The following is a 12354-nucleotide window of genomic DNA, read 5'->3' on the forward strand; positions in this document are numbered from 1 at the left end:
GCCCTGTCCCGACGAATCCCCCGGTCTCGACGACCGGATCGGGCGCCGCGCCCGACGTCAGATCTGGTCGAGCGCCTGCTCGAGGTCGGCCACGAGGTCGGCGACCGACTCGATGCCGACCGACAGGCGCACGACGTTGTCGGGCACGGCGAGCTCCGTGCCGCGCACGGAGGCGTGCGTCATGGCGTCGGGGTAGTTCATGAGCGACTCGATGCCGCCGAGCGACTCCGCGAGGGTGAACAGGCGCGTCGACTCCGCGAAGCGACGGGCTGCTGCGGCATCCGCCAGCCCCACCGACACGATGCCGCCGAAGCGCGACATCTGCCGCGCGGCGAGCTCGTGACCCGGATGCTGCGGCAAGCCCGGGTAGTACACCGTCTGCACCTTCGCGTGCGCGTCGAGGAACTCGGCGATGACCTGGGCATTCTCGCTGTGCCGCTGCATCCGGATGCCGAGGGTCTTGAGCCCGCGTGTCGTGAGCCACGCGTCCATCGGCCCCGAGACGGCGCCGGCGGCGAACTGCAGGAAGCGCACCTTCTCGGCGAGCTCGTCGTCGTTCGTCACGAGCGCTCCCCCGACGACGTCGGAGTGACCGCCGATGTACTTCGTCGTGGAGTGCACGACGACGTCGGCGCCGAGCGAGAGCGGCTGCTGGAGAGCGGGGGACGCGAACGTGTTGTCGACGACGACGAGCGCCCCCGCCGCGTGACCGAGACGCGCGAGCTCGGTGATGTCGCTCACCTTGAGGAGGGGATTGCTGGGCGTCTCGACCCACAGGATGCGGGTGGGTCCCTCCGCGAGCGCGGCCTCGACCGCGGCGAGGTCGGTCATCTCGGCGACGCGCAGCCCGACGCCCCACGGCGCGAGGATGCGCGCCAGAAGACGGTAGGTGCCGCCGTAGACGTCGTTGCCGAGGAGGACTTCGTCGCCGGGCTTCAGGACCGCACGAAGGAGCGCGTCCTCTGCGGCGAGCCCTGAGGCGAACGACAGGCCGTGCCGGGCACCCTCGAGCGCCGCGAGCTGCGTTTCGAGGGCCGTTCGCGTCGGGTTGCCGCTCCGGCCGTACTCGTATCCGCCGCGGAGTCCGCCGATGCCATCCTGCGCGTACGTGGTCGAGAAGTGCAGCGGCGGAATCACCGCGCCCGTCGTCGGGTCGAAGTCCTGGCCCGCGTGCACCGCGCGCGTGTCGAAGCCGCTCATGCGCGGTGTCCTTCCGTGGAGGGGGTCGGGGAGATGTCGAAGCCGCGTTCGCGCATCCAGTCGTCGTCGAAGATCTTGCTGAGATAGCCGCGGCCGTGGTCGGGCAGCAGCACCACGACGACGGCATCGGCGGGGAGGTCGCGAGCGATGCGCAGGGCGCCGACGACCGCCATCCCGCTCGATCCGCCGACGAGGAGGCCCTCTTCGCGGGCGAGGCGCCGAGTCATCGCGAACGCCTCCGCGTCGCCGACGCGTTCGAAGGCGTGCGGAACGGCGTGGTCGTACGTCTCGGGCCAGAAGTCCTCGCCCACGCCCTCGACGAGGTAGCCGTGCACGGGACCGCCCGAGTAGATCGAGCCCTCCGGGTCCACGCCGATGACCTGCACGGAGTCGCCCGACACTTCTCGGAGGTAGCGCCCTGTCCCCGTGATGGTGCCCCCGGTGCCGATGCCCGCGACGAAGTGGGTCACGCGTCCGTCGGTGTCACGCCAGATCTCGGGGCCCGTCGTCTCGAAATGGCCGCGCGGACCGTTCTGATTCGCGAACTGGTCGGGTTTGAAGGCGCCCGGGATCTCGCGGGCGAGACGGTCCGAGACGCTGTAGTACGAGCGCGGATCCTCGGGCGGAACCTGAGTGTCGGTCAACACGACCTCGGCTCCGTAAGCCCTCAGAACCGCGACCTTCTCACCGTCGAACTTGTCCGGCACGACGAAGACCATCCGGTATCCGCGTTCGAGGGCAAGGAGGGCGAGGCCGACACCCGTGTTCCCGCTCGTCGGTTCGACGATCGTGCCGCCGGGCTTCAGGAGCCCGTCACGCTCGGCCGCGTCGATGATGTTGCGGGCGATGCGGTCCTTCGCGGAGCCGCCGGGGTTGAAGTACTCGACCTTCGCGAGCACCGTGGCCTCGATGCCCTCGGTGACGTGGGAGAGCTGGACGAGCGGGGTGTTGCCGACGAGTTCGGCGACGCTGCGGGCGTATCGCACAGTAGGAGTCCTCGGGGTGTCGCGCAGTCGTGCGCGGGCTGACGGGGGTCGTCGAAGGAACGCGCGAAGGCGTTCAGCGACAACAGCGACAGGTCAGCACGTGACAACCGTACCCCACACGGACCCCTCCGCGCGTCCCGAGACGCGGCATCCGTGGTCCCGTGCCCCGCAGAACCGAGGAGATCCGCGATTCTGAGGAGGGATGCCGCGCAGAGGCCCTCGGAATCGCGGATCTCCTCGATACGGCGACGGCTACACGAGCGCGGGAGCGGGGCGCGGGACGAGGGGGAAGACCTGCTCCGCGATGCGCTCGAGCTCTTCCTCGAGCGGCGATGCCTGGATGAGCAGGAGCGATATGCCCGCGTCGGAATACGCGCGGATCCGCTCCGCCACCTGCTCGGGCGTTCCGACGAGGTTCGGCCGGAGTCCGCGTGTTCCGACCGAGTACTCGCGCTTGGTCAGCTCGAGCGACAGCTTCGAGTTGCGCTGGAACTCCTCGAACGACGCATACCCGGGAGAGCGAGGGTCGACCGTCGTGATGCGTTCGAGCTCGCGCTGGGCCTCCGCCTCGGTGTCGCGCACGATGACATAGGCCGGCATCCCGATCTCGGCGATGCGCCGACCGTGGACACGAAGCGACCGCTCGTCGATGTCGGCGACGTTCGCCCGAACCTCCTCGAGCGTGCCGCCGTGCATGACGTAGGCGTCGGCGAAGCGCGCGATCGACTCCTTGCCCGCTTCGCTCTCGCCGCCCGCGAAGATGACGGGGCTCGCCGAGGGCTTCGGCTCGACGATCGTGTCCTCGAGCTCGTAGTAGTCGCCGGCGAACGTGAAGGGGCTCCGATCCCACAGTCCGCGCAGCACCTGCACGAACTCCTCCGCCTGCACGTAGCGCGCGTCGTGCGTCGTGAAGCGCCCGCCGAACTGCCGGGCCTCCTCGGCCCACCACGCCGCGACGACGTTGAGCGCCACGCGGCCCGGCGCGATCGAGTCGAGCGTCGACACGGTCTTCGCGAGCACTGCCGGGAGGTGGAACCCGGGTCGGACCGCCGTCATGACGCGGAGGCGACTCGTCACGGCGAGGATCGCCGCCGACAGCGACCACGCCTCGAGGCTCGGCGCATCGATCCCCTTGCGGTCGTTGAGGTACAGCTCCGGCACGAGGGTCGTGTGATACCCGAGGCGGTCGGCGGTGACCGACACGTCGCGGATCGAGTCCCACGTCGCGGCCATCCCCTCCTCGTCGCGCACGTTCCGCAGGAATCCGCCGTAGACGGGGGTCCAATAGCCGAGATCGATCGTCATGAGTCCTCCTGCACGCGGGCGTCGCGGACGAGCGGATGCCGCACCCCGGCGCCGCGCAGGCGCTCGAGCCACAGGACGATCCGCGCCGCGACGGAGCGGTGCGTCTGGTCGTTGAGGGCGTCGTGGAGTCCGTCGACGGTCTCGACGAGCTCCAGCTCGGGGATCACCTCGAGGACGGCCGCCGCCTGCGCGAACGGCGCGATCGGATCGGCGCCCCCGTGGAACGCAAGGACGGGCACCGCGATCGCGGCGAGGGTCGCAGCATCCGGGATCTCGACCGCGTCCGTGCCGGCGGCATCGACCGTCGCTTCGGACAGCACTCCGAGGTGCACGGGGCACGCCGTGCGCTCCTCCGCCGACCCGCCGGCAGCTCCCGCGACGGGGAGTCCTGCGACGACGACACCGTCGGCGCCGTCTGCGCGAACGAGGACCGCCGCCGCGCCACTGTCCGACCCGACGAGCACACGCGGCTCGACCTGCTGCGCCGCGAGCCATGCCGCGGCGTCGTTCGCGGCATCCGTCTCGAACACCCCCACGAGGTAGCCGTCCCCCGCGAGCCTGCGGCCGAGTCGCTCGTAGACGCGCGTCGTCTCGCCGCTCCCCGCGACGACGGCGAGGGTGCCGCGCACACGGACGGACGGCGGCGGGCTCCAGAGGGCAGGGGCGACGAGTGCTGTCGAGGTCATGGTGCTCATCGTCCCCGGCGCGGTGGCAGGGGACGCAAGCATGTGACGCCGTGTTGCACCGGATGAACGCGATGGTCATGGCGTCGTCACACGGGAGTGGCAGACGCCTACCGTCGCTGACCATGACCTCGACCACCCGCTCTTTCGCCGCGACGCTCGCCGTCGCCGCCCTCGCCCTCTCCGGCTGCGCGACCCAGCCCGCCGCCGACGACGTGCCCGCTCCGACGAGCCTCACGTGGGGGTGGGCTCTGCCGACGAGCTGGGATCCCGTGACCTCGGTCGCCGGGTGGGACACGCACGCGCTGGCCCTCGTCTACGACGGACTGACGCAGCTCGATCCCGAGGGAGAGGTCGTCCCGGGGCTCGCCGAGTCGTGGACGTACGCCGACGACGGCACAGCCGTCACGTTCACTCTGCGGGACGGGCTCGTGTTCGCCGACGGCACGCCCATCGATGCGGATGCCGTCAAGGCGAACCTCGAACGCGGTCGGGACCAGGCCGACTCGACGCTCGCAGGTCAGCTCAAGATCGTCACGGGGGTGGACGCGGTCGACGAGCGCACCGTGACGGTGCACCTCGACCAGGCCGACTACCAAGTGCCCTACCTCTTCGCCGGCAAGACCGGGTTCATCGTCAACCCCGCCGCGTTCGACGACCCCACGACGCTCGCGACCCAGCCCGAGGGCTCGGGACCGTTCGAGCTCGTGGAGTACGTCCCCAATGCGCACGCCGATCTCGTCAAGAGCGAGGAGTACTGGAACGCCGATCGCATCCACATCGACGAGTTCCGCATCGCTCCCGTGACCGACCCCGCGACGGTCGTCGCCGGTGTTCAGACAGGCCAGTGGGACGTCGCGCTCATTCCGCCGTCGCAAGTGCAGGCATCGGAGTCGGCGGGACTCGAGGTCGAGCGGATCACGGCGTTGACGGTACGCACGATCGACGTGAACAACACCGTCGCGCCCTACGACGACCCGCGCGTCCTGCAGGCGATCAGCCACGCGACCGACCGGCAGGCGCTCGTCGACGGCGCCTACTTCGGAGAGGGGACGCCGAACTTCCAGCCGTTCCCCGAGGGATACAGCGCCTACGACGCCGACCTCGAGGACCTCTACCCCTACGACCCCGACGAGGCGCGCGAGCTTCTCGCCGAAGCGGGCCACCCCGACGGGATCGATGTCGAGCTCGGCATCACCGAAGCCGACAGCGCGATCGCCGAGGTCCTGCAGGCGCAGTGGGCGGATGCCGGCATCCGGGCCACCCTCACGGTCCTGCCGCCCAACGCCAACAACTACATCAACCGGACGTATCCCTTCGTTCTCGACAGCTTCTCGGGCCGCCAGTCGCCGCTCCAGGCGCTCGAAGTGCTCTACGGGCCCGAAGGCCTCATGAACCTGGGGCGGAACACTCCCGACGAGCTCATCGCGGCGATCGACACGGCCCGCGCGACGCCGACGGATGCCGACGACTACGAGGAGAAGCTGCAGGATGCCGTCGCGATCGCCGTCGAGCAGATGCCCAACACCTTCCTCTTCACCTGGCCGCGCATTCTCGTCCACCCGGCGAAGGTCACGGGGATCCAGCACTGGATCGACGTGCAGCGCTGGGAGGACGTCACGATCGAGGAGTGAGCGGATGACACTCACGCAGACCGAAGCCGCGGGTGGAGCGATCACCGCCCGCGGCCCGGTCCCCGGGTTCGGGGCACGGGCGCGCCGAGGGTCCTGGTCGGTGCTCGCGATCGCGGCGCAGGCGGCGACCGTCTTCCTCATCGCGACCTTCCTCACCTTCGCCCTCGGCGCGTGGAGCGGGTCGAATCCCGCCGCCGTCGCGCTCGGCGATCAGGCGACCCCCGAGGACATCGCGCGACTCAACGCCGTGTACGGCCTGGACCAGCCGCTCCTCGTCCGCTACGTCGACTGGCTGACGTCGGCGCTCACGGGAGACCTCGGGACGGCCTGGTTCAGCGGCATCCCCGTCGCCCAGTCGATCGCACAGGCCTTTCCCGTGAGCCTCTCGATCGCCGTCGGCGCGACGCTCGTCGCGGTGGTCCTGGGCGGGTCCACGGGGATCCTCGCCGCCGTGGCGCGCGGAAGCTGGATCGACCGGGGCATCACGGCGGTCTGCGCCGTCCTCGCGACGATCCCCGCGTTCGTCGCCGGCATCGCCCTCATCCTCGTCTTCGCCCTCGCGGTCCCGATTCTTCCCGTGGGCGGATACGTTCCGCCGACGATCAGCGTCGGCGCGTGGCTCGCGTGCCTCGTCCTCCCCTCGATCGCGCTGAGTCTCGACGCCGCGGCCGACCTCTCGCGGCAGCTGCGGACGAGCCTCGTGGGAAGCCTCACCCAGAACTACGTCGTCGCCGCGACGGTCCACGGGCTCGGACGCCCGCGCATCGTGCTGCGCCACGCTCTTCCGAACGCGCTCGGCCCGGCCGTCGCGACGCTGGGACTGCACGTCCCCCGGCTCGTCGGCGGCGCCGTCATCACGGAGGCCGTGTTCGGGATGCCGGGACTCGGGATGCTCGCGCGCCAGGCGGCACTGTCGGGTGATGTGCCGGTCGTCCAGGGCGTTCTGCTCGTGAGCATCGCGCTCGTCGTGGCATCCGGAATCGTCGTCGGGATCGTGCTCGGCCGGCTCGGCGCGAACGAGAGGAGCACGGCATGACGCGTCTCTGGAACGCGGGGTGGACGCTGCGCGTCGCCCTCGTCGTCCTCGGCCTCGTCGCGATCGCGGGCGTCTTCGGACCCTGGCTCGCGCCCTATGACCCGCTCGCGCAGGACACGGCCGCAGCCCTCCAGGGACCGTCCTGGGCGCACCTCCTCGGCACCGACTACGTCGGTCGCGACGTGCTCAGCCGCCTCCTCGCGGGCGCCCCGCTCTCGCTGCTCGCGGCGCTCCTCGCGACGACGATCGGCTTCCTGCTCGGCGTCATCCCCGGCGTCCTGTCGGTGTTCGCGCCGCGGCCCGCCGAATGGGCGAGCCTGCGTCTCGCCGATGCGGTCCTCGCTCTGCCGTTCATCCTCTTCGCGATCGTGTTCGCCGCCCTGCTCGGGAACGGCCTCATCCCGGCGATGGTCGCGATCGGCATCCTTCTCGCGCCGGGGTTCTTCCGCGTCGCCCGCGCAGCCGCCCTGTCGGTGAGCACGGCCCCCTACATCGAGGCGGCGACGCTCCTCGGCGCGTCACCCGGGTGGCTCGTGCGCGCACACCTCTGGCGCCACGTGACGCCGACGGTCGTCGTGACGGCGATCGGGGCACTGGGCGGCTCGCTCCTCGTCGTCTCGTCGCTCACCTTCCTCGGGATCGGCGTCGTCCCCCCGACCCCGACGTGGGGCGGGATGCTGGCGAGCGATCTCGAGTACCTGACGCAGCGTCCTCTCGGACCCGTCGCCCCGGCGCTCGTGATCATCGTGACGGTCGGCTCGCTCAATCTGCTGGCGGATGCCGCGCGGGATGCCTTCGGTCTCGATGCCGTGGCGCGTGGAACCACCCTTTCCCGGAAGGAGCCCCATGACCTCGGCGTCTGACATCCTCGCCCGTTCCCGCTCGTCGTCCACGACGCGAGGGGAGGCGCTCGGGCCCTCGTTCGACGAGGCATCCCTCATCGCACCGCCCCTCGTGGCGGTGCAGGGCCTGCGCATCTCGACGTCCGACGGCACGGAGCTCGTGCACGGGGTCGATCTCGCCGTCCGCCGCGGCGAGATGCTCGGGATCGTCGGCGAGTCCGGGAGCGGCAAGAGCCTCACGTGCCGCGCACTCCTCGGCATCCTCCCGGCGGGAACGCACGTCAGCGGCGGACGCGTCCTCGTCGACGGCACCGACATGGCGGATGCATCGGAGCGCCAGTGGCGCGGCATCCGCGGGCACCGGATCTCCGCCGTCTTCCAGGACCCCGCGTCGTACCTCAATCCCGCCGCGCGCATCGGAGCGCAGCTCGAAGAGGTGCTCCGGGTCACGGCGCGCGTCCCCCGCCGCGAGACGCGCGAACGAGCGCGCGACCTCCTCGCGCAGCTCGGGCTCCGCGACGTCGACCGCGTCCTGCGTCAGCGCGTCGGGGAGCTCTCGGGCGGGATGCTGCAACGCATCCTGATCGCCCTCGCGCTCGCGACCGACCCCAACGTCCTGATCGCCGACGAGGCGACGACGGCGCTCGACGTCACGGTGCAGGCCGAGCTCCTCGACCTCCTGCGCGACCTGCGCGCCGCGCGCGGCCTCGCGCTCATCCTCGTCTCGCACGACCTCGCCGTCGTGTCGAACGTCTGCGAACGGGTGCTCGTCTTCCAGGACGGGCGCGTCGTCGAGGGGGGCGGCACGGCGCGCGTCCTGTCGACTCCCGGTCACGCGTACACGCGGTCGCTCCTCGCCGCCCACTCCGCCTACGGGCTCGAGCGCTACCTGGGGAGCATCGTATGAGCCTTCTCGACATCGACGGCGTGAGCGTCGACCTCGGCCGTGCCCCGCTGACGCGGGTGCTCGACGAGGTCTCGCTGAGGCTCCGAGCCGGAGAGGTCGTCGGCGTCGTCGGCGAATCGGGGTCGGGTAAGACGACGCTCGCGCGGTCCATCCTGCGCTCCGTCCCGGTCGCCGCCGGTTCCCTCCGCATCGACGGCCGCGATGTCCGGGGACTCCGCGGCGGCACGCTGCGGGCGTGGCGACGCGAGGGGGCCGTGCAGTACGTCTTCCAGGACCCGCTCCGGTCCCTCGATCCCGGCGTGCGGGTCGTCGATTCGATCGCCGAGGGACTCCGCATCGCGCGTGTCCCGTCGGAAGAACGGACGCGACGCATCGCCGCGGCGCTCCGCGACGTCGGCCTCGACCCCGAGCTGGCCGGGCGCCTGCCCGGGCACCTGTCGGGCGGGCAGCGGCAGCGCGCCGCGATCGCCCGTGCGCTCGTCATGCAGCCACGCCTGCTGCTGCTCGACGAACCCGTCAGCGCCCTCGACGCGGCGAGCCGCGACCGCATCATCCGCACCCTCATCGCGCTCCGCGACGCCCATCGCGAGCGGCTCGGCATGCTCGTCATCTCGCACGACATCGGCTCGCTCGCCGCGCTGAGCGACCGCCTCGTCGTGCTCTACCGGGGGCGCATCGTCGAAGACGGTCCGACCCGCCAGGTCGTGGCACGCCCCCGGCATCCGTACACCCGCCTGCTCATCGCCTCGGTGCCCGTGATCGGCGTCGCGGGAGCGGATCGCACCGAACGCGCCGCCCTTCGCGCCGCCATCGACGCCTGAACGCACGACAGCAATCGCACGACAGAAGGAGACACCATGTCCATCGAGATCCTCGGAATGATCGCGACGACCGCCGGATCGGAGTCGCGACGTCTCGACGGCCCGCTCGTCGACCCGCAGTACGTGCGCGACTTCTCCCGCGCCCACGAAGCAGCCGGGTTCGACCGCGTCCTCATCGGCTACAGCGCGAGCGCGCCCGACGGGTTCGCGGTGGCCGCGGCCGCCCTCCATGCGACCGACGCCCTCAAGGTCCTCATCGCCCACCGGCCCGGGTTCGTCGCCCCGACGATCGTCGCCCGCAAGCTCGCGACGCTCGATCACCTCACAGGAGGAGGACGCGTCGCGATCCACCACATCTCGGGCGGCAGCGACGCCGATCAGCGCCGCGACGGCGACTTCAGCGCGAAGCGGGACCGCTACCGGCGCACGGGCGAGTTCATCGAGGTCCTGCGCACCGCGCTCACGGCAGCGGAGCCCTTCGACCACGACGGCGAGTTCTATCGCATCCAGGGCGGATTCTCCGCCGTGAAGCCCGCGACGGATGCCGGCATCCCGATCTACTTCGGGGGACTCTCGGACGGCGCCGTGGAGGTCGGGGCTGCGTACGCCGACGTGTACATGCTCTTCGGTGAGCCGCTCGCGGACGTTGCGGAACGGATCGCGGCCGTCCGCGCGGCGGCGGCCGCGCACGGACGCGACGTCGAGTTCAGCCTCTCGACCCGGCCCATCGTCGCGGCGACGGAGGACGAGGCATGGGCCAAGGCGCAGCGCATCTACGAGGAGACCGAAACGCTCATCGCGCAGAACGCGACGGGCAACACGCTCGCCTTCACCGCCCCCGCGCAGCGCGAAGAGGTCTCGGTGTCGGCCGACCTGCTGCAGCGGCACGCGCGAGCGTCCGACGTCCACGACGAACGGCTGTGGCTCGGGATCACGCGACTGACCGGTCCGAGCGGCAACTCGACGGCACCCGTCGGGACACCCGCGCAGGTCGCCGAGGCGCTCCTGAAGTACTACGACCTCGGTGTCACGAAGTTCCTCATCCGCGGGTTCGATCCGCTCGGCGACGTCGTCCAGTGGGGAGACGAGCTCATCCCGCTCCTCCGCGAGGGCGCACGCCTGCGCGACGAAGCATCCGCTCTGCAACCCGCCTGAAGGAGAACTCCATGACCCTTCACGCCTCCGCCCCCGCGTCGCCGCGCGCCTTCGCGGCATCCCTCGCTCCTGACGACTACAAGGCACTGTTCCGCGGACATCCGGGGGGCGTCGCCGTCATCACCGCCGATGCCGGCGATGGCCCCGTGGCGCTCACGGCGACCTCCGTGTCATCGGTGAGCGCCGACCCGCCGCTCCTCGTCTTCTCGATCTCGGCACTGTCGTCGGCGGCATCCGTCCTCTCGAGGGCCGAGACCGTCGTCGTGCACCTGCTCGACGCGCACGACCTGACGGTCGCGCAGCTGGGCGCCACGAGCGGCATCGACCGCTTCGCCGAGACGCACCGGTGGTCGCGGCTCGTGACGGGCGAACCCGTCTACCGCGACGTCCGCGCGTGGGTGCGCTGCGTCGTCGTCGATCGGATGGACGCGGGGGGCTCCACCATCATCGCGGCGCACGCGCTGCAGTCGCACGTAGCCCGCGACGACAGCGAAGCCCTCGTCTACCACAACCGCACGTGGCACCGCCTGGGCGAGCACTCCCGCGTGGACCCCTGAGCCGGGCAGCGCCCGCCCTCACCGGTCCGCAGCGTTCAGAATTCAGTCTGCGCGACATGCCCCGCGCGCCCGAGGCGCGGGTTTCCGCCAACCCCGTCCGCCGTCCGGCGGCCGAAGACTGAATCCTGAACACCCGGACTGCGGCACCCGACCGAGTACCCTCGGTTCAGCACCGCTGAAGGGGGAACCATGGCCTGGCGCATGCCCGCCGAAACCGCTCCGCACGACCGCACGTGGATGGCGTTCCCGCGCGAGGGCCTGACCCTCGGGTCGACCGCCGCCGAGGCGGAGGCCTGCTACGCCGCGTGGAGCGCCGTCGCTCTCGCGACCGCCGAGTTCGAGCCGGTCACGATGGTCGTGGACCCGACCGAGATCGCACGCGCCCGGCGCCTGCTGGGCGGTGCCGTGGACCTCGTCGAGGCGCCGCTCGACGAGTTCTGGATGCGCGACTTCGGACCCACCTTCGTCGTCGACGACGAGCGTCCCGGTGTCCTCGGCGCCGTCGACTGGATCTTCAACGGCTGGGGCGCGCCCGAGTGGGCCGAGTGGCAGAAGTCCGCCGAGATCGCCCGGTTCGTGAGCGACCTGGTCGGGTCGGAGCTCGTGAGCTCGGTCCTCGTCAACGAGGGCGGCGGCATCCACGTCGACGGCGAGGGAACCGTGCTCGCCACCCAGACGGTCCAGCTCGACCCTCGACGCAACCCCTTCGCCGACAGACCGCGCGTCGAGGCGGAGTTCGCCCGCACCCTCGGCGCCCGCAAGACGATCTGGCTCCCCCGCGGACTCACCCGCGACTACGACGACTTCGGCACCAACGGGCACGTCGACATCGTCGCGACGATCCCCTCGTCCGGCCGTCTTCTCCTCCACGCGCAGAACGACCCCGGGCATCCCGACCACGAGGTGACCCGCGAGCTGCGCGCGCAGCTCGAGAACGAGACCGACGCCGCAGGCCGCGGCTTCGACATCATCGACCTCCCCGCCCCCGAGACGCTCCGCGACCACGAGGGCTTCGTCGACTGGAGCTACGTCAATCACCTCGTCGTCAACGGCGGCGTGATCGCGTGCGGGTTCGGGGAGGAGCGGGCGGATGCCACGGCCCGGGCAATCCTCGAAGACGCCTACCCGGGCCGGCGCGTGGTCACCGTCGACGCACGCGAGATCTTCGCCCGCGGCGGCGGCATCCACTGCATCACGCAGCAGCAGCCCGCGCTCGCGGGAGCCTGAC

Annotated in this window: 12 protein-coding genes; 8 read left to right on the forward strand and 4 right to left on the reverse strand. The window is 71.2% G+C overall.

Going from position 1 to position 12354, the window contains the following annotated elements:
* Positions 1-57 precede the first annotated feature (57 nt).
* From FBY39_RS01470 to FBY39_RS01485, 4 genes are all read right to left on the reverse strand, one after another.
* On the reverse strand, positions 58-1200 hold the full coding sequence (locus FBY39_RS01470) for a cystathionine gamma-synthase (protein ID WP_141929906.1): 1143 nt from the start codon (positions 1198-1200) through the stop codon (positions 58-60).
* Positions 1197-2186 (reverse strand): PLP-dependent cysteine synthase family protein, encoded by a 990-nt coding sequence (locus FBY39_RS01475; protein WP_141929907.1) that lies wholly within the window; start codon positions 2184-2186, stop codon positions 1197-1199. Before FBY39_RS01475 ends, FBY39_RS01470 begins: the two co-directional genes overlap by 4 nt.
* 252 nt (positions 2187-2438) lie before the next feature.
* Complete coding sequence (locus FBY39_RS01480) at positions 2439-3491, reverse strand: LLM class flavin-dependent oxidoreductase (RefSeq protein ID WP_260837389.1); 1053 nt, start codon at positions 3489-3491, stop codon at positions 2439-2441.
* Positions 3488-4177 carry an alpha/beta hydrolase gene (locus FBY39_RS01485; RefSeq protein WP_141929908.1) on the reverse strand — a complete coding sequence of 230 codons (690 nt, stop codon included), beginning with the start codon at positions 4175-4177 and terminating at the stop codon, positions 3488-3490. The genes FBY39_RS01480 and FBY39_RS01485 overlap by 4 nt, the downstream gene beginning before the upstream one ends.
* A gap of 122 nt (positions 4178-4299) precedes the next feature.
* On the opposite strand from FBY39_RS01485, the gene FBY39_RS01490 reads away from it, so the two are divergent.
* The 8 genes from FBY39_RS01490 to FBY39_RS01525 all read left to right on the forward strand — a co-directional run bounded on the left by FBY39_RS01490 (position 4300) and on the right by FBY39_RS01525 (position 12353).
* Positions 4300-5808, forward strand: coding sequence for an ABC transporter substrate-binding protein (locus tag FBY39_RS01490; RefSeq protein ID WP_222115641.1), 1509 nt, complete (start codon positions 4300-4302; stop codon positions 5806-5808).
* A 4-nt stretch (positions 5809-5812) separates the two neighbouring features.
* Positions 5813-6844: an ABC transporter permease gene (locus FBY39_RS01495; protein ID WP_141929909.1), complete on the forward strand. Its 1032-nt coding sequence runs from the start codon at positions 5813-5815 to the stop codon at positions 6842-6844.
* The gene (locus FBY39_RS01500; RefSeq protein WP_141929910.1) at positions 6841-7707 is read left to right on the forward strand and encodes an ABC transporter permease; all 867 of its coding nucleotides are present in this window, start codon (positions 6841-6843) and stop codon (positions 7705-7707) included. Before FBY39_RS01495 ends, FBY39_RS01500 begins: the two co-directional genes overlap by 4 nt.
* Entirely contained in the window at positions 7691-8593 is a 903-nt protein-coding gene (locus tag FBY39_RS01505; RefSeq protein WP_141929911.1) for an ABC transporter ATP-binding protein, read from the forward strand. The genes FBY39_RS01500 and FBY39_RS01505 overlap by 17 nt, the downstream gene beginning before the upstream one ends.
* Positions 8590-9414, forward strand: coding sequence for an ABC transporter ATP-binding protein (locus FBY39_RS01510; protein WP_141929912.1), 825 nt, complete (start codon positions 8590-8592; stop codon positions 9412-9414). The genes FBY39_RS01505 and FBY39_RS01510 overlap by 4 nt, the downstream gene beginning before the upstream one ends.
* A 36-nt stretch (positions 9415-9450) precedes the next feature.
* Positions 9451-10569 carry an LLM class flavin-dependent oxidoreductase gene (locus tag FBY39_RS01515; RefSeq protein WP_141929913.1) on the forward strand — a complete coding sequence of 373 codons (1119 nt, stop codon included), beginning with the start codon at positions 9451-9453 and terminating at the stop codon, positions 10567-10569.
* An 11-nt stretch (positions 10570-10580) separates the two neighbouring features.
* On the forward strand, positions 10581-11126 hold the full coding sequence (locus FBY39_RS01520; protein ID WP_141929914.1) for a flavin reductase family protein: 546 nt from the start codon (positions 10581-10583) through the stop codon (positions 11124-11126).
* Between the two features lie 189 nt (positions 11127-11315).
* Positions 11316-12353: an agmatine/peptidylarginine deiminase gene (locus tag FBY39_RS01525; protein WP_141929915.1), complete on the forward strand. Its 1038-nt coding sequence runs from the start codon at positions 11316-11318 to the stop codon at positions 12351-12353.
* Position 12354 lies beyond the last annotated feature (1 nt).

The organism is Microbacterium sp. SLBN-146, from assembly GCF_006715145.1.
Taxonomy (GTDB): domain Bacteria; phylum Actinomycetota; class Actinomycetes; order Actinomycetales; family Microbacteriaceae; genus Microbacterium.